The 16,013-nt window shown below is 64.2% G+C and carries 19 protein-coding genes; 9 read left to right on the top strand and 10 right to left on the bottom strand.

Translation table 11 applies throughout. From position 1 onward, the window contains the following. Positions 1–44: 44 nt before the first annotated feature. The 9 genes from lexA to GRI99_RS11505 all read right to left on the bottom strand — a co-directional run bounded on the left by lexA (position 45) and on the right by GRI99_RS11505 (position 8,783). Positions 45–731: a transcriptional repressor LexA gene (gene lexA / locus GRI99_RS11545; protein ID WP_160772186.1), complete on the bottom strand. Its 687-nt coding sequence runs from the start codon at positions 729–731 to the stop codon at positions 45–47. Positions 732–842: 111 nt separating this feature from the next. Continuing rightward, positions 843–2,054 (bottom strand): molybdopterin molybdotransferase MoeA, encoded by a 1,212-nt coding sequence (locus GRI99_RS11540; RefSeq protein WP_160772185.1) that lies wholly within the window; start codon positions 2,052–2,054, stop codon positions 843–845. Next, complete coding sequence (gene moaC / locus GRI99_RS11535; RefSeq protein WP_160772184.1) at positions 2,051–2,521, bottom strand: cyclic pyranopterin monophosphate synthase MoaC; 471 nt, start codon at positions 2,519–2,521, stop codon at positions 2,051–2,053. The genes GRI99_RS11540 and moaC overlap by 4 nt, the downstream gene beginning before the upstream one ends. Before the next feature lie 10 nt (positions 2,522–2,531). Continuing rightward, positions 2,532–2,903, bottom strand: coding sequence for a tRNA-binding protein (locus GRI99_RS11530; protein WP_160772183.1), 372 nt, complete (start codon positions 2,901–2,903; stop codon positions 2,532–2,534). Positions 2,904–2,941: 38 nt separating this feature from the next. Then, entirely contained in the window at positions 2,942–3,733 is a 792-nt protein-coding gene (gene trpC / locus GRI99_RS11525) for an indole-3-glycerol phosphate synthase TrpC (protein ID WP_160772182.1), read from the bottom strand. After that, complete coding sequence (trpD, locus tag GRI99_RS11520) at positions 3,730–4,653, bottom strand: anthranilate phosphoribosyltransferase (protein WP_160772308.1); 924 nt, start codon at positions 4,651–4,653, stop codon at positions 3,730–3,732. The genes trpC and trpD overlap by 4 nt, the downstream gene beginning before the upstream one ends. A gap of 38 nt (positions 4,654–4,691) precedes the next feature. Then, positions 4,692–5,291, bottom strand: a complete 600-nt coding sequence (locus GRI99_RS11515; RefSeq protein WP_160772181.1) for an anthranilate synthase component II — start codon at positions 5,289–5,291, stop codon at positions 4,692–4,694. Between the two features lie 7 nt (positions 5,292–5,298). After that, positions 5,299–6,849 carry an anthranilate synthase component I gene (trpE, locus tag GRI99_RS11510; protein ID WP_160772180.1) on the bottom strand — a complete coding sequence of 517 codons (1,551 nt, stop codon included), beginning with the start codon at positions 6,847–6,849 and terminating at the stop codon, positions 5,299–5,301. Positions 6,850–6,854: 5 nt separating this feature from the next. Beyond that, a complete protein-coding gene (locus GRI99_RS11505) occupies positions 6,855–8,783 on the bottom strand; it encodes a peptidylprolyl isomerase (RefSeq protein ID WP_160772179.1) in 1,929 nt (642 codons plus the stop codon). Between the two features lie 216 nt (positions 8,784–8,999). On the opposite strand from GRI99_RS11505, the gene tpiA reads away from it, so the two are divergent. From tpiA to GRI99_RS11465, 9 genes are all read left to right on the top strand, one after another. Beyond that, the gene (gene tpiA / locus GRI99_RS11500) at positions 9,000–9,761 is read left to right on the top strand and encodes a triose-phosphate isomerase (RefSeq protein WP_160772178.1); all 762 of its coding nucleotides are present in this window, start codon (positions 9,000–9,002) and stop codon (positions 9,759–9,761) included. A gap of 77 nt (positions 9,762–9,838) precedes the next feature. Beyond that, positions 9,839–10,252, top strand: coding sequence for a preprotein translocase subunit SecG (gene secG / locus GRI99_RS11495; RefSeq protein ID WP_160772177.1), 414 nt, complete (start codon positions 9,839–9,841; stop codon positions 10,250–10,252). A 106-nt stretch (positions 10,253–10,358) separates the two neighbouring features. Next, complete coding sequence (pyrG, locus tag GRI99_RS11490; protein WP_160772176.1) at positions 10,359–11,999, top strand: CTP synthase; 1,641 nt, start codon at positions 10,359–10,361, stop codon at positions 11,997–11,999. A 324-nt stretch (positions 12,000–12,323) separates the two neighbouring features. Continuing rightward, entirely contained in the window at positions 12,324–13,253 is a 930-nt protein-coding gene (locus GRI99_RS11485) for an IS1595 family transposase (protein WP_160772175.1), read from the top strand. 112 nt (positions 13,254–13,365) lie between these two features. Next, positions 13,366–14,106, top strand: coding sequence for a hypothetical protein (locus GRI99_RS11480; protein ID WP_160772174.1), 741 nt, complete (start codon positions 13,366–13,368; stop codon positions 14,104–14,106). Further along, on the top strand, positions 14,103–14,567 hold the full coding sequence (locus tag GRI99_RS11475; RefSeq protein WP_160772173.1) for a PIN domain-containing protein: 465 nt from the start codon (positions 14,103–14,105) through the stop codon (positions 14,565–14,567). Before GRI99_RS11480 ends, GRI99_RS11475 begins: the two co-directional genes overlap by 4 nt. Further along, complete coding sequence (locus GRI99_RS18865; protein ID WP_272917405.1) at positions 14,564–14,698, top strand: hypothetical protein; 135 nt, start codon at positions 14,564–14,566, stop codon at positions 14,696–14,698. The genes GRI99_RS11475 and GRI99_RS18865 overlap by 4 nt, the downstream gene beginning before the upstream one ends. Beyond that, positions 14,691–15,065, top strand: a complete 375-nt coding sequence (locus GRI99_RS11470; protein WP_160772172.1) for a hypothetical protein — start codon at positions 14,691–14,693, stop codon at positions 15,063–15,065. The genes GRI99_RS18865 and GRI99_RS11470 overlap by 8 nt, the downstream gene beginning before the upstream one ends. Then, a complete protein-coding gene (locus GRI99_RS11465) occupies positions 15,062–15,358 on the top strand; it encodes a hypothetical protein (RefSeq protein WP_160772171.1) in 297 nt (98 codons plus the stop codon). The genes GRI99_RS11470 and GRI99_RS11465 overlap by 4 nt, the downstream gene beginning before the upstream one ends. A 55-nt stretch (positions 15,359–15,413) precedes the next feature. Here GRI99_RS11465 and GRI99_RS11460 read toward each other — a convergent pair whose 3' ends face one another. Continuing rightward, complete coding sequence (locus GRI99_RS11460) at positions 15,414–15,899, bottom strand: Hsp20 family protein (protein ID WP_160772170.1); 486 nt, start codon at positions 15,897–15,899, stop codon at positions 15,414–15,416. Positions 15,900–16,013: the final 114 nt, after the last annotated feature.

Genomic DNA, 16,013 nt, shown 5'->3' with positions numbered 1-16,013 from the left:
GGCGGCCGGCCCCACCTGCAAAGGCGGCCCGGCCGTTCACACGATCAGTGGTAGCGGCGCAGCAGCCCCGCCAGCTTGCCCTGTACCTGCACTTCGTGATCGTCATAGATCTGCGGGGCATAGGCGCCGTTGGCCGGATCGAGGACGATCTTCCCGTTCTCGCGCCGGAGGAACTTGAGCGTCGCCTCCTCATTGCGCACCAGGGCGACCACGATCTCGCCATCGCGCGCCGTGCTGGTCTTGCGGACAAGGGCATAATCGCCATCGAAAATGCCGGCCTCGATCATCGAATCGCCCGAGACTTCCAGCGCATAGTGCTCGCCCGCGCCCAGCAGGGCGGCGGGAACAGGCAGCGAGCTGTAACCCTCCAGCGCCTCGATCGGGGCGCCGGCCGCGATGCGGCCATGCAGCGGCACCTCGATCACGTCATTGGCCGGCTGCGGCGCGGCGCGCGGCGGGGTAACGACATTGCCCACGGCATCGTTGGCGGCGCGCGCCGGGCGGGTGGCGGCCACGTCATCCGGCTGCTTGAGCACTTCGAGCGCGCGGGCGCGGTTGGGCAGGCGGCGGATGAAGCCCCGTTCCTCCAGCGCGGAGATCAGCCGGTGGACGCCCGACTTGCTCTTCAGGTCAAGCGCGTCCTTCATCTCCTCGAATGAAGGTGAAATCCCGCTGTCTTCCAGCTTGCGCTGGATAAACACGAGCAATTCGCGCTGCTTGGCAGTCAACATCTGTCTGTTCCCCTCTCTGCAGCGGAACCGGCAAGCGGCCCCGTGAGAACCAGTGAGTTCGCTCCATTAAGTGAACGAACAAGGAACAATTATGAAACATCATTTACCAAGTCAAGCATTACCGCCATTTTCGAGCCAGTAGACCGGAACGGGCGTTCCCTTCTCTGCCGGTGGCGAGCCGGCTTCGCGCCGGATCAGGGCGTCGGCTTGGGAAAGCGCTCGCAGGGCGCTCGAATCCCGCTCGGAAATGGGGGCAATTCCCGAGCCATGGCGGCGGGCGCGGAAGAATTCGGTCCGGTTGCCGACTGCGGGCAAGGGGTCGGCCAGCGGCAGCATGACGGGCAGCGGGAACGGCTGCCTCGATCCCGCAAGCGCTCGCAGCAGCGGCAGCAGGAACAGGGTGGCGGTAACGTGGCTGGAAACGGGGTTGCCCGGCAGGCCCAGGATGTGGCGATCGCCCTTGCTCGCCACCAGCAGCGGCTTGCCGGGCCGCAGGGCGATGCGCCAGAAGTCAATCTGCGCGCTCCACGCTTCCAGCGCCGGGCGCACCAGGTCATGATCTCCCACCGAAGCGCCGCCGCTGGTGACGATCACGTCGCACCCCGCGGCCGCCTCGAAGGCGTTGATCAGCGCATCAAGCCGGTCAGGCACCGGGCCCAACCGCACCGCTTCGGCGAGTGGCGCGGTCATGGCGGCGAGCATGGCGCCGTTGCTGGCCGGGATCTGGTGAGGCAGCGCTGCCGCGGGATCGGCGGCCAGTTCGTCCCCGCTGTCAATGATCGCGAGGCGGGGATGGCGATGCACCAGCACGCCGCTGGTCCCGCTCATCAGGCCAAGGGCAATGCGGGCAGGTGACAGGCGGGTGCCTGCCGCCAGCACGGTGTCGCCGGCGGCGAAATCGAACCCCTTGCGGCGGATATGGCGCGGGGTGGGTCCATCGGCACCGGCGAGAGCCAGCAGGTCGCCATCACGCAGGGCGTTTTCCTGCAGCAGTACCGCCCCGTCACCCGGCGGCATCAGCGCCCCGGTGGATAGCCGCACAGCCGTTCCCGGAGCCAGCGCGTCGGGCCACGGATGTCCGGCAGCGCTCTCGCCCACCACCCGCCACGGTCCTGCCTGATCGTCTGCCCGGGTGGCATAGCCATCCATCGCGGAAAGGTCCGCCGCGGGTTGGGTGCGTCCGGCGATCACATCCTGCGCCAGCCACCGGTCACAGGCATCGACCAGCGCCAGCGGCTCGGCGGGCAGGGGGGCAACGCCAGCAATGAGGCGCGCCTGGGCCTCGTCCAGCGCCAGCAGAGGAGACGGCGCAGAAGCGCTCATTCCGTGTGCCAGTCGCCGCTCTTGCCGCCGGTCTTGGCCACCAGGCGCACCTGCTCGATCACCATGCCCTTTTCCAGCGCCTTGGCCATGTCATAGATCGTCAGCAGGGCGATCGAGGCGGCGGTGAGGGCTTCCATTTCGACGCCGGTCTTTGCGGTCAGGCTTGCGGTGGCTTCCACCACCACGCCGCCATCGTCGAAAGTGAAGGCTACCGTCACGCTGTCCAGCGCCAAGGGGTGGCACATGGGAATCAGCTCACCAGTCTTCTTGGCCGCCATGATACCGGCAATACGCGCGGTGGCGAGCACATCGCCCTTGGGGCCAGAGCCTTCGCGCACTGCGGCAAGGGTGGCGGGCTGCATCGCGATGCGGCCGCGCGCCGTGGCGCTGCGGCGCGTTTCCGCTTTGCTGCCAACGTCCACCATGCGGGCGGCTCCGGTTTCGTCCAGATGGGTCAGCTTGTCCATGCCACCGGTCCTAGAACAGCCGGCCGCCGTTTGGCACGGTTTTTGTGGGGGTGAACAGGACCACGCTGCCATCCTCGGCCGGGAAACCCAGCGTCAGCACCTCGCTGACCATCGGGCCGATCTGGCGCGGCGGGAAGTTGACCACCGCTGCCACCTGCATACCGAGGAGGTCCTCCAGCCGGTAGTTCTCGGTGATGCGGGCGGAGCTTTTCCTGAGGCCGATCGCCGGGCCGAAGTCGATCAGCAGGCGAAAGGCCGGGTTGCGCGCTTCGGGAAACTCCTGCGCATCGACAATAGTGCCAATCCGAATGTCGACCTTCAGGAAGTCGTCGAAGGCAATTTGCGGGGCGGCGGGCGCGTCAGGATCGTGATTGATATGCATCCCGGTGCGGTAGGGCGGCGCGCACCGGCGGGCAAGTTTCAGCCTTCCAGCAGGGCGCGGGTGGCCGCAGCCACATCGTCCTGCCGCATCAGGCTTTCCCCCACCAGGAAGCTGCGCGCGCCGCACGATGCCGCCAGGCGTTGGCAGTCGGCATGGCTGTTGATGCCGCTTTCGCTGACCAGCAGGGTGCCTTCGGGGGCCAGCGGTGCAAGCCGTTCGGTGGTCGACAGATCGGTGACGAAGCGGCGCAGGTCGCGGTTGTTGACCCCGATCAGGCGCGAATGGAGGCGCGCAGCACGCTCCATTTCCGCCTTGTCGTGCACTTCCACCAGCACGTCCATCCCGCGTTCGCGCGCGGCAGATTCGATTTCGGCCATCTGGCCATCGTCCAGTGCAGCGACGATGATCAGGATGGCGTCGGCGCCGATGGCGCGGGCCTCGGCCACCTGCCAGGGATCGATCATGAAGTCCTTGCGCAGCACCGGCAGGGTGCAGGCAGCGCGGGCATCCATCAGGTAGTCCTCATGCCCCTGGAAATAGGGCGCATCGGTGAGGACCGAGAGGCACGCGGCACCCCCCTGCTGATAGGCCAGCGCGTGCTCCGCCGGGCGGAAGTCGGGGCGGATCAGGCCCTTGCTGGGGCTGGCCTTCTTGATCTCGGCAATCAGGGCGAAGCCGGTGGCGGCGCGGGCACGCAGAGCCGCCTCGAACCCGCGCGGGGCGGTCTGTTCGGTGGCCTGCCGGTCAAGGTCGGCCACGGTTGCCAGGCCCTTGCGGGCGACCACTTCCTGGGCCTTGGTGGCGCAGATTTCGATCAGCTTGTTGGTCATTTGCAGGCATCCACCCAGCAGGCGAGCAGCGCTTTCGCAAGCCCCTTGTCGATCGCCTCGGCGGCTTCTTCCGCCCCTTCGCGCCAGTCGCGCACTTCACCTGCCACCAGCAGCGCGGCGGCGCTGTTGAGCAACACGGCATCGCGATAGGCACCGCGTTCCCCATCGAGCAGGCGGGCAAGGGCAGCGGCGTTGAAATCCGCCTCTCCGCCGCGAATGGCGCTGAGCGGGTGGCGGGTGAGGCCCGCGTCCTCCGGCGACACTTCCGGCGCGATGCCCGGAATGCCGATGGTTGCCACCTTGCTGGGACCGGCAATCGACAACTCGTCCAGCCCTTCCAGCCCCGCGACGATCATCACCTTGTCCATGCCCAGCAGCTTCATCGCATCGCGATAGATGTCGACATAGGCCGGGCTGGCAATGCCGATAAGCTGGCGGCTTACCCCGGCCGGATTGGCGATGGGGCCGATCAGGTTGAAGATGGTCCGCCGGCCCAGCGCCTTGCGGATCGGCATGACGTAACGCATCGCCGGGTGGTGCGTCTGCGCGAACAGGAAGGCGATGCCGATGTCGGCCAAGGTCTGCTCGGCGCGCTGGCCCGCATTGTCGAGGTTGAGGCCCAGCGCCTCCAGCGTATCGGCCGTTCCCGCCTTGCTGCTGGCGGCACGGTTGCCGTGCTTGGCCACGGGCACCCCGCAGGCGGCCACCACCAGCGCGGTGGCGGTGGAGATGTTCAGGCTGTGCTGCCCGTCACCCCCGGTGCCGCACACGTCAATGGCATTGGCGGGCGCGCTGATCCGTGTCATCCGGTCGCGCATCGCCTTGGCTGCGCCGGCAATTTCCTGCGCGGTTTCTCCGCGCTCGGTCAGGGTCAGCAGCGTATCGCGGATCTCCTCATCCGTCATGCCGCCATCGAGCATGCGCGCAAACAGCGCCTCGGCTTCGGAGAAGGTCAGGCTCACGCCACTTCCCGCGTCTTGATACCGCAGATGTTGAGGAAATTGGCCAGCAGTGCATGGCCGTGTTCGGTGGCAATGCTTTCGGGGTGGAACTGCACACCATGGATCGGCAGGTCACGGTGGCGGAAGCCCATCACGGCGGTGCCATCAAGGCCCGGTGTCTCGCTGGTTGCGTTGACCACCAGGCAGTCGGGAATGTCTTCCACGATCAGCGAATGATAGCGCGTGGCGGTGTAGGGGCTGGGCAGCCCTGCAAACACGCCTGTGCCGTCATGATCGACCAGCGAGGTCTTGCCGTGCATCAGCCCCCCGCGCACCACCTTGCCGCCGAAGTGCTGGCCGATCGACTGGTGGCCCAGGCACACGCCCAGCAGCGGCACTTTCTGCTCCGCACAGGCTGCCACCATGTCCAGGCAGATGCCGGCATCGCTTGGCGTGCAGGGGCCGGGGCTGAGCAGCACGCCGGCCGGCTTCAGCGCCAGCGCCTCGGCCACGGTGATGGCATCGTTGCGCACCACCTTCACCTCGGCACCCAGCTCCATCACATAGTGGACCAGGTTGAAAGTGAAGCTGTCGTAGTTGTCGATGACGAGTATCATGGCGCGCTCACTGCCCGAAGGCCGCTTCGCCCGCAACCCTGGCGGCTTCGCGCGCGGCGGCGACCAGGGCGCTGGCCTTGTGGCGGCACTCGGCGGCTTCGTAGGCGGGTTCGCTGTCGGCCACGATGCCGGCCCCGGCCTGCACATGCATCACTCCGTCCTTCACCACGGCGGTGCGCAGCACGATGCAGCTATCCACCGAACCATCGGGCGCGAAATAGCCGACGCCGCCGGCGTATGGCCCGCGCGTTTCCGGTTCAAGCTCGGCAATGATCTGGCAGGCGCGCACCTTGGGCGCGCCGCTGACCGTGCCCGCCGGGAACCCGGCAAACAGCGCGTCGATCGCGTCCTTGTCAGCCGCCAGGCGGCCCACAACGTTGCTGACGATGTGCATAACGTGGCTGTAGCGCTCGATGGTGAAGCTGGCGGTCACCTTCACACTGCCTTCGCTGGCCACCCGGCCCACGTCGTTGCGGCCCAGGTCGAGCAGCATCAGGTGCTCGGCGCATTCCTTGGGATCAGCGAGCAGGCTGGCCTCGTTGGCACGGTCCTCGTCGTCGGTCTTGCCGCGCGGGCGGGTGCCGGCGATGGGGCGGATGGTCACCTCCGCATGGCCTTGCGCATCGGGGCGCACCCGGACGAGAATCTCCGGGCTGGAGCCGACAACGGCAAACCCCGGCAGGTCGAGGAAATAGAGGAAGGGCGACGGGTTCACCCGCCTGAGCGCGCGATAGAGTGTGAACGGCGGCAGCGGGAACGGACAGGTGAAGCGCTGCGCCAGCACCACCTGGAAGATGTCACCGGCGGTGATGTAGTCCTTGGCCTTGAGCACGATGCGCTCGTAATCGGCCGGATCCATCACTGCTTCCAGGTCCATCTCCGGCAGGTCCAGCGCGCGCACCGGGGCGGGGGCGGCCTTGCCGAGCTGGCGCAGGGTTTCGTCGATCCGCTCGCCGGCGCGCTCGATCGCGTGGTCCGGGTCAGTGCCGTCGGCCCACAGCGGGGCGATGCAGAACAGCGCGTCGGTCAGGCGGTCGAACACCAGCACCAGCGTGGGGCGGGCGAACAGCATGTCCGGCAGGGCCAGGTCGCTCTGCGGTGCGCGCGGCAGCTTCTCGACCAGGCCGATGGTCTCATAGCCGAAATAGCCGACCAGGCAGGCCAGGGCACTGGGCAGTTCCTTCGGCACGTCGATCTGGCATGACTGGGCAAGGGCGCGCAGTTCATCGAGGCTGTTGCCGGGAAGCGGCGCGAAGGCCTCGCGATCATGCTGCCACTGGCGGTTGACCTCGGCCGCGGCGCCGGTAGCGCGAAACATCAGGTCGGGATCGATGCCCAGCAGCGAATAGCGCCCGCGCACCTCGCCGCCTTCAACCGATTCGAGCAGGAAATCGCCCCGACCGGGCACGATCAGCTTCAGCGCCGCGCCCACCGGCGTTTCGGTGTCTGCCACCAGCTTGCGCCAGACGAGCGCGTGCCGCCCTGCGCCCAGCGCCGTGCGCGCAGATTCGGCGTTGCTGGGAAGGCCCGCCAGCGGCTGTGGTTCACTTGCGGACATCAGCGTCAATTGCCGTTTCCGGCCAGGAGCTGACCCAGCGCGGTCACGGCCTCGTCATCGATCTCGACGTCGACTTCCTGGCGCATCGCGGCGATGAACTGCTGGGTGTACTCGTCAGGCAGCAACTGCGCCAACTGGGCGCGCTGCGCCTGTACCCGAGGATTGTTGGCGGGCACGCTTTCGGTCTCCACATCGCTCAGCTGGATCACGTACCAGGCTTCGGCTTCGGCCACTTCCAGTGCCTTGGTGGTGCCCTTGGCCATCGAGAAGAACAGGATGGTGGGGCGCGTCACCTGGGGCTGGCGCTCGATCTCCTGGCGCGAGAGATTGAGCGGGGTCACGCCGGGCAGGCTGACCTGCTCGACGGCCACCGCTGCTGCAAGCGTAGTGCCACCTTCCACGCGGCGCTGGATGCGGGTGGCGGCAGCGGCGGCGCGCTTCATTCCTTCGTCAACCCGCCAGGCGGTGGCGACGTCGTTGCGAATCTGGGCCAGGGGCGCGGCGGCAGACGGGGTCACGCGGCTGACATCGAAGATCAGGAACTGCTGGCCCGGCACGGATTCCACCAGTTGCGGCTCGCTCTCTTCCATTTCGAAGGCGGTGGGCAGCACGGGGCCCAACGCGGCAGGCGCGGCCTCGGTGGTGCCATAGACCTGCCCGCCGGCGGTGAGCGGGCGGGTGGTGGTCAGCGTCAGGCCCAGTTCGCGGGCGACCTCGGCCAGCGACTTGCCTTGCGAAAACTCCTCGTCGATCCGCGCGGTCGCTTCGTTCAGGGCCTCGCGGCGCTGCTCGGCGGTCAGCGCGGCGGTGATCTCGGCGCGGGCCTGGTCAAGGGTACGCGCGGGCTGCTGCACCACCTCGTCCACCCGCAGGATGTACCAGCCCAGGCTGCCCTGCGCCGGAGCAGACAGGCTGCCCTGCTGCGCACTGAAACCGGCATTGGCGACGGCGGCAGACGTGGCCGTGGTCAAACCGGCCTTGGTGGTGGAGGCGATCGAGGTGGTGGACAGGCCCTTGGCCCGCGCCGACGCTTCCAGGCTGGTGCCGCCATTGACTTCGGCGATGATCGCCTGGGCAGCGGCGCGGGTGGTCACCACCAACTGGGTGAAGCGGCGCGTCTCGCTGGCAGCATACTGGGCCCGGTCACGGTTATAGCGCGCCGCCACCTGCGCAGCGGTGGGGGCGGGGATGTTGCCGAAGGCGTCCTCGCCGAACACGGCATAACGGATCACGCGCCGTTCCGGCCGCAGGTAGCGGTTGCGGTTGGCGGCATAGAAAGCCTGCAACTGCGCGTCCGTGGGCGCGGCGGTTGGGGCGAAGGCCGAGGCGGGCAACTGGATGAACGATCCGGTGCGCGTTTCCAACCCCAGTTCCGAATAACGCCGGGCAATGCTGGCGGGAAGCTGTGGCACCGCCTGGGCAGGGGAGACCACCAGCTGGGCCAGCAGCCGCACGCTGATATCCTCGCGATAAGCCTGCTCGGTCACGCCGATCTGGGTCAGCACCTGGCGGAAGGTGTCCTGGCTGAAATTGCCATCCGGTCCGCGCATGTTGGGGTCCTTCACCAGCTCGCTGTCGACCAGGCGCTGGCCGGTGCGGAAGCCTGCCATGGCGGCGAACTGCTGCAGCACGCTGCGGGTAACCAGGCCATCCATCACCTGCTGCAGGCCATCGGCGGCGACGAAGGCCTCCATGGTGATGCCCGGGTTCTCCTGCCGCTCGCGCTGCAGCGATTCACGGGCCGCGCGGTCCAGATCGGTCACGTCGATCCGGTCATCGCCCACCACGGCCACCTTGTCGGTGGCAGAGACCGATCCGGTCAGCGTGCCGAGCGAATCCGCGCTGACAAATGCCACCGCCATCAGCACCAGAAAGGCCAGCGTTACGCCGACGCCCAACTTGGACTTGAAGAAGTTGCGGAACATTTGCAGCATTTGGTGTGACTCTTTTCGATAATTGCGCCGCCGGTGGCCCCGGAGAGGCTTTCGGGCAGGCGCTTGGGCAGGCGCTTTATCGCCCCTGCGGCGTGCCCGCAACAGCCGAAGCCGCATTGTCCGCCTCTCTCCAACTGGCCCTTTGACAAGCGGCCCCGCGCAGATTAGCGGCGATGGCCTTCCCCCCCTGAACTGCACAGATTGCAAGGTATCTTGATGGCCATGCGCCCCTACATCGTCGGCAACTGGAAAATGAACGGCACGCGCGCCATGCTGTCCGAAGCGCGCGCGATCGATCGCGGGGCCGAGCGTCTTGTGAAGGTGGAAGTGGCTCTGGCGCCGCCGTTCACCCTGATCCACGCCACCCGCAAGGAAGCTGCGCTGATCGGCGTTGGCGCGCAGGATTGCCACGCGGCCGAGGGCGGGGCCCACACGGGTGACATTTCCGCCGCCATGATCAAGGACGCCGGGGCCGGCTTTACCATCGTCGGCCATTCTGAGCGCCGCGCCAACCATGGCGAGAAAGATGCCGACGTGCGCGCCAAGGCCGAGGCCGTGCTGGCCGCCGGCATGGCCGTGATCGTGTGCGTGGGCGAAACCGAAGACCAGCGCGATGCCGGCAAGGCCGAAAGCGTCGTCGCCCGCCAGCTCCGGGGCTCGCTGCCCCAGGGCGACAATGCCGGCGAAAAGGTCACCGTGGCCTATGAGCCCGTCTGGGCCATCGGCACCGGCCGCACGCCTACCGTGGAAGAAGTCGGCGCGATGCACCGCTCGATCCGCGCCGTGCTGAAGGATCTTTACGGCGAGGAAACGGGCGGCAAGGTGCGCATCCTCTACGGCGGCTCGGTGAAGCCCGAGAACGCCGTGGAATTGCTCGGCGCTGACGAGGTGAACGGGGCGCTGGTGGGCGGTGCCAGCCTGACTGCGGAAAGCTTCCTGGGCATCGTGGTGGCCGCTGCAGAGTCGCTGGAAAGCTGAAAACTTGCCCTGCGGGGTTCCTGTCCCTAAATGAGCGGCGCGCGAGCCCGCGCCAAGCTAGCTGGAATTGTCGTCACATGAGCCTGTTCATCTTCCTTACCGTGGTCCAGGCGCTGGTCGCTCTGGCGCTGGTTATCGTGGTGCTGATGCAGCGCTCAGAAGGTGGCGGGCTGGGCATTGGCGGCGGCGGCAGCCCCGGCGGCCTGATGTCGGCCCGTGGCGCGGCGGACTTCCTGACGCGCACCACCAAGTGGCTGGCGATCGTCTTCGTCGCCTTGTCGATTGCGCTGGCCATCGTTTCCATCCGCGCCAACTCGGGCGGTGATGTCGATCAGTCGCTCGACCGTTCGGTGACCCCGGCCCAGCAGGGCGGCGTACCGCAGGGGCTGGAAGGCGTGCTGGGTCAAGGTCAGTCTGGCGGGGCTGCGGCCCCGGTTGTGCCGGCTTCGGCTGCGCCGCAGGACGATGCCCAGTCGGGCGTTGCCGAATAAGCGATCTGCGGCTCATCAGGGGCAATGTGAAAAATCGTTTCAGTGGTGAATAAGGGCATTTGCCCGCTTGCCACGAATCCGGTTTGGTCCCTAAGGCCCGACTCCCATGGCGCGGTACATTTTCATCACCGGCGGCGTGGTCTCCTCGCTTGGCAAAGGTCTTATGGCGGCAAGTCTTGCTGCCCTTTTGCAGGCGCGTGGCTACAAGGTCCGCATCCGTAAATTCGATCCCTATCTCAACGTCGATCCGGGGACGATGAGCCCCTACCAGCACGGCGAAGTCTACGTGACCGATGACGGCGCGGAGACCGACCTGGATCTGGGCCACTACGAGCGTTTCACCGGCGTTTCCGCACGGCAGAGCGACAACGTGACCAGCGGCCGCGTCTATCGCGACATCATCACGCGCGAGCGCCGGGGCGACTACCTGGGCGCCACCGTGCAGGTGATTCCGCACGTCACCGATGCCATCAAGCAGTTCGCGCTGGACGACCAGGGCGACCATGATTTCATCCTGTGCGAGATCGGCGGCACCGTGGGCGATATCGAGAGCCTGCCGTTCATCGAGGCTATCCGCCAGTTGCGCAACGAGCTGCCGGCCGATCACACCTGCCTGATCCATGTGACCCTGGTGCCCTATGTTTCGGCGGCGGGCGAACTGAAGACCAAGCCCACCCAGCATTCCGTGCGCGAGCTGACCAGCCTGGGCGTGCAGCCCAACGTGCTGCTGTGCCGCTGCGAGCATCCGCTGCCGGACAACGAGCGGGCCAAGATCGCGCTGTTCTGCAACGTGCGCAAGGAAGCGGTGATCCAGGCGCTTGATGCCAGCAGCATCTATGCCGTGCCGCAGCAGTACCACGCTGAAGGGCTGGACCGCGAGGTGCTGCGCCACTTCGCCATGCTCGGCACCTCCAACCCGCCGGACATGAGCCGGTGGGATGACGTTCTCGACCGCTACGAGAACTACGAAGGTGAGGTGACCATCGGCGTGGTCGGCAAATATGTCGGCCTGCCCGATGCCTACAAGTCGCTCAACGAAGCGCTGATCCACGGTGGCATGGCCAACCGCGTGAAGGTGCACATCCGCTGGATCGACGCCGAAATCTTCGAACTTCCCGACAACGACATTGCCGCCCACCTGGAGCCGCTGCACGGCATCCTGGTGCCCGGCGGATTCGGCACGCGCGGCAGCGAGGGCAAGATCGCCAGCGTGCGCTTTGCGCGCGAACGCAAGGTGCCGTTCTTCGGCATCTGCCTGGGCATGCAGATGGCCTGCATCGAAGGCGCGCGTAACACGGCGGGAATCGCCGAGGCCAGTTCCACCGAGTTCGGCGAGACCAGCGAGCCGGTGGTGGGCATCATCACCGAGTGGATGAGCGCCGAAGGCCTGCAGCAGCGCTCTGCTGAGACGGACCTGGGCGGTACCATGCGCCTGGGGGCCTATGAGGCGAAGCTGGGGGCTAACAGCCACGTCTCGAGCATCTATGGCGGCGCCACCTCGATTTCCGAGCGTCACCGCCACCGTTACGAAGTGAACTCGGCCTACAAGGATGCGCTGGAGCAGGGCGGGCTGGTCTTCTCCGGCATGTCGCCCGATGGCCTTTTGCCCGAGATCGTGGAGCGGCCGGATCACCCGTGGTTTATCGGGGTGCAGTACCATCCGGAGCTGAAGAGCAAGCCGTTCGACCCGCATCCGCTGTTCGCCGGATTTATCGAAGCGGCGGTGAAGCAGTCACGCCTGGTCTAAGCGATTGAGCGCAAACGCGTTCGATTCTTGCTTAGCGCCTATGGTTAATCAGCGACTAGTTGCGCAGGAAATTTCCCTTGCGTTACGCTGTTGCGTGGCCCTAGGATTTGCGTGGCTTGGGGCGGCCGCACTTTCTTAAAATCAGCTTGTGCGCCGGAAAGGTTCCTCACTGCGACCCGGGGAACTTGGTCGGCGAGCGGGTCGGCGTTACACGCGCCGAGGGGGCGGCGTTCTTGGTAACGCCGCCCCCAATACGTTTGGCGATAATATACTTTGCAAACACGGCGCGTTGGTGTTATAAGACTCCCATACGGAGTTAAGCCAATGTCTGCCCTTTCCCGCCCCGAGTTTCACAGTGAAGAAGCTGCCTTCGCCCACCTCGAAAAGGTGATCTGGGCAGGTGAGCCGGTTTGCCCGCACTGTGGTTCTGTGGACCGTATCACGAAGGTGAAGGCCAACCCTGCGAAGCGCATTCGCGTTGGCCTCTGGCGCTGTGGAAACTGCAAGGGCCAGTTCACCGTCAAGGTGGGCACCGTGTTTGAACATGCCCGCATTCCGCTGCACAAGATGCTCCAGGCGGTTTACCTGATCACCAGCAGCAAGAAGGGCGTAAGCGCCCACCAGCTGCACCGGACGCTGGAAATCACCTACAAGAGCGCGTGGTTCCTGATGCACCGCGTTCGTGAAGCCATGCGCGATGGAAACCTTGCCCCGTTCGGCGGCAATGGCGGCATTGTCGAGGTCGATGAAACTTTCATTGGTCGCAAGAAGGGCGCTGAAAAGAAGCGCGCCTTTCACCACAAGATGAAGGTGCTTGCGCTGGTGGACCGCGACACTGGCAAGGCTCGCACGATGGTCATTGACGATGTGCGGGCCGAAACCCTCATGCCGCTGGTGATTGCCAACGTGGAACGTGAGGCGCGGATCATGACCGACGAACATAGCGGCTACCGTGATGTGAAGCGCTATTTCGCCGGTCATGGCACCACCAGCCACGGCAAGGGCGAGTATGTAAACCTTGAGGATCGCAGCATCCACAGCAACACCGTGGAAGGCTATTTCAGCATCTTCAAGCGCGGCATGAAGGGCGTTTATCAGCACTGCGGCGAGGGCCACCTGCACCGCTATCTGGCAGAGTTCGAGTTCCGCTATAACAATCGCGCGGCGCTTGGCTGCAATGACGGGGACCGTTCCAGTGCGGCGCTTGCTGGCATCACCGGCAAGCGCCTCACGTATAAAACAACTCATTGCTAAAAGTGAGAAAGCCTATGAAACTCAATATGAGTTTGATTTCATGGGGGATTAGTCGTGGTTGCGCCAAGGAATCTGGTCGTGTAGAATCTCCCAAAGGGAGATTTTAGGGTAAGTGGCGACCGAGAAGGACATTGAAGCGCCGCTCACGCTTGAGTTGAACGGCGAAGATCTAACCCCCGAACTTTTTGTTCGGGGGGTCCGTTCGTTCTTTGCCGTCCTAAACCAACTTACCGACCAGATCGACGATACTGTTGGCTGGAGGGTCCAAGTCAAACAGGGCAGCAACCTGATCGGAGTTTACCCTAACGGAGGCGCAAACTCCGCCTCTGTAGGCAGTATCTACAGCAGCATTGAAGCGGGCCTTTCGTCCCTTGAGAGGGATGCTGAGGAGCCTGAGAATTTTCCTCCACGCGCCCTCGAAGGTGTAAGGGATTTGGCCAAGATTTCGCTTGGTGCCGATGCCGATATTGGAGTCAGGGTGTGGGTCGAGAAGCGGCCCCACGGGTTGTCTGCCCATTCGATTGCCAACATCGATGACATTCTCAAGTCGGGCTTCGAAGAACACGGAGCGGTCGTCGGGCGGATCGAAACGATTTCCGAACATGGGAATGCAAAATTCATCATCTTCCAACCGCTGGACGGAAATGCGGTCCATTGCATTGTCCCCCCTGAGCGGTTGCCTGATGCGCTCAAAGCATTTGGCCATCGAGCCGAAGTTTATGGTTTAGTGCGATACGGGAAGGATGATAAGCCGAAGCGCATCAAGGTTGAGGATATTACGATATTCCCGCCTGACGATGAACTTCCCTCCGCTTATGACGTGGTGGGGCTCTTGAGGAATTCGCCACGGTGAGCGCTGTTTATTGGGATAGCGTGTGCTTTTTGGGCTGGCTCCAAGACGAGCTAGACAAGGTGGATTCCTGTCGCGAGGTGCTAGACGAATGTGAGGCTGGACGGCTGATGATCGTTACGTCCGCTTTGACCCTTGCGGAAGTTCTCGCGATGCGCGGTAAACCGAGGGTGCCAACCACTGACCTTGGTAAGGTTGAGGCGTTTTTTAAGCGAAGCTACATCGACGTCCACAGTGTCACTCGAAAGACTGCAGAGGATGCCAGGCAACTGGTTTGGCATCACAACGTTGCACCCAAAGATGCCATTCATATGGCGACGGCACTTCGTCTTGGCATGGATGAACTGCACACGTTTGACGGACCTCTAATTGACCAAAGTGGCTTACACGGAACCCCTACTCTCATCATTCGCAAGCCATCGATCGCGCAACCCAAACTGAAGCTTGTTGGGGGCATTCATTGACCGACGAACCCAAACAAACTGACAAGTTCAAACGTCTCGCCCGCGAACTGGAAGCGGATGAGGACGAAGCCCATTGGGATGAGCGGCTCAAGAAGCTGGCGAAGGTGAAGCCAGAGAGACCCGATGCCTGATTTTCTGAGGTTAGTTTCCACTCTGCGAGAGCAGATGCAGGCCGAATTGTCTCGTTCGGATGTGCTGCGAGTGCTTATATGGCCCATCCTAATCCTGTTGCTGATTTTCATCTCGGCGACCTACGCGAAAGCGCCAGGCTGGGCTTTGGTTGCTATTGCGGCATTCGCTGGCCTATTTCTGGCTATCTACGCAATCTCCTTCATCTATCTTCTTTTCACTGATCGCGACGCCCTTCGCTCCGAGAAATACAGCTTGCACAAGATGGCGATTCAACACGGCATTTATGGTGACAGCAACATTGGCTTGATAGAGGCCCCGAAACGAAGTGCTCAGAACCTTGAGCCAGATACCGAGACGGGTCGATGAGCAAAAAATTCATTCTCTCGACGGACGTGCTCAGTGCTGAGGAAGAGCGGCAACTCAAAGAGAAGCTGAAAGGCATGGGGTATTGGCATTGGCTGCCAAACTTCTGGCTCATCAAGTCGATTAGCGACACCGTGACCGCCTCTCAGATAAATTCGATGATTGAAGAAGTTGCCCCGCATGCCCGATGCTTTGTGACAGAAGTCGAAGCTATGACTTGGGCCGCAAGAACACTTCCAGACGCCAATGGAAACGACATGGGCAAATGGATCAGGAATGAGTGGCAAACGCCCTAGGCTCATTCTGTTTGCAAAGTATACAATCGCCATACGTTTTACACCTGAGGTATCGTCAGGCTGCGTCAGCCTCGTCGCCGGTCTTGACCACTTCCAGCCTGGCCTGGTCGGACTTGCCGACCCCGCCGATGGCGATCTTCTTCGGCTTCATCGCTTCGGGCACTTCGCGCACCAGGTCGATCACCAGCAGGCCGTCGGCCAGGTCCGCATTGGCCACGCGGACGTAGTCGGCCAGTTCGAAGCGGCGCTCGAACCCGCGGTTGGCGATGCCGACATGGAGCATTTCGCCCTCGGTCACCTCGTCACGCTTGCGGCCCTGCACCACCAAAAGGTTCTGCTGCGCGGTGATATCCAGGTCCTCACCACGGAAGCCGGCGACTGCGATGGTGATGCGGTAATCATCACCACCCCGGCGTTCGATGTTGAAGGGGGGGTAGTTGTCACCGCCGCCGGCGCTGCGGGCCTGCTTTTCGAGAAGATCGAAAATGCGGTCGAAACCTACGGTGGAACGGCGATAGGGGGTAAGGTCGATACGGTTCATCGCGAAACAAATCCTCTTCTGAGCAATTTGGGATGACGGGGCCCGCATTCGGCACCCCGCCTGTCCACCACGCCTCGCGCAGCGAACCGTTTTGAGATAAGGCAGGGCAAACAG

Source organism: Alteraurantiacibacter buctensis, assembly GCF_009827655.1.
GTDB classification, from domain to species: Bacteria; Pseudomonadota; Alphaproteobacteria; order Sphingomonadales; family Sphingomonadaceae; genus Alteraurantiacibacter; species Alteraurantiacibacter buctensis.
This window is presented reverse-complemented; position numbering and strand designations above follow the sequence as displayed.

Excerpts from the sequence above, each read along its gene's own strand:
- trpD (WP_160772308.1), bottom strand. The coding sequence starts at position 4,653 with ATGCTCGATGGCGGCATGACGGATGAGGAGATCCGCGATACGCTGCTG.
- pyrG (WP_160772176.1), top strand. The coding sequence starts at position 10,359 with ATGGCGCGGTACATTTTCATCACCGGCGGCGTGGTCTCCTCGCTTGGC.
- GRI99_RS11530 (WP_160772183.1), bottom strand. The coding sequence starts at position 2,903 with ATGCATATCAATCACGATCCTGACGCGCCCGCCGCCCCGCAAATTGCC.
- GRI99_RS11460 (WP_160772170.1), bottom strand. The coding sequence starts at position 15,899 with ATGAACCGTATCGACCTTACCCCCTATCGCCGTTCCACCGTAGGTTTC.
- tpiA (WP_160772178.1), top strand. The coding sequence starts at position 9,000 with ATGGCCATGCGCCCCTACATCGTCGGCAACTGGAAAATGAACGGCACG.
- GRI99_RS11470 (WP_160772172.1), top strand. The coding sequence starts at position 14,691 with ATGCCTGATTTTCTGAGGTTAGTTTCCACTCTGCGAGAGCAGATGCAG.
- moaC (WP_160772184.1), bottom strand. The coding sequence starts at position 2,521 with ATGGACAAGCTGACCCATCTGGACGAAACCGGAGCCGCCCGCATGGTG.
- GRI99_RS11515 (WP_160772181.1), bottom strand. The coding sequence starts at position 5,291 with ATGATACTCGTCATCGACAACTACGACAGCTTCACTTTCAACCTGGTC.
- lexA (WP_160772186.1), bottom strand. The coding sequence starts at position 731 with ATGTTGACTGCCAAGCAGCGCGAATTGCTCGTGTTTATCCAGCGCAAG.
- trpC (WP_160772182.1), bottom strand. The coding sequence starts at position 3,733 with ATGACCAACAAGCTGATCGAAATCTGCGCCACCAAGGCCCAGGAAGTG.
- GRI99_RS11465 (WP_160772171.1), top strand. The coding sequence starts at position 15,062 with ATGAGCAAAAAATTCATTCTCTCGACGGACGTGCTCAGTGCTGAGGAA.
- GRI99_RS11485 (WP_160772175.1), top strand. The coding sequence starts at position 12,324 with ATGTCTGCCCTTTCCCGCCCCGAGTTTCACAGTGAAGAAGCTGCCTTC.
- trpE (WP_160772180.1), bottom strand. The coding sequence starts at position 6,849 with ATGTCCGCAAGTGAACCACAGCCGCTGGCGGGCCTTCCCAGCAACGCC.
- GRI99_RS11540 (WP_160772185.1), bottom strand. The coding sequence starts at position 2,054 with ATGAGCGCTTCTGCGCCGTCTCCTCTGCTGGCGCTGGACGAGGCCCAG.
- secG (WP_160772177.1), top strand. The coding sequence starts at position 9,839 with ATGAGCCTGTTCATCTTCCTTACCGTGGTCCAGGCGCTGGTCGCTCTG.
- GRI99_RS11505 (WP_160772179.1), bottom strand. The coding sequence starts at position 8,783 with ATGCTGCAAATGTTCCGCAACTTCTTCAAGTCCAAGTTGGGCGTCGGC.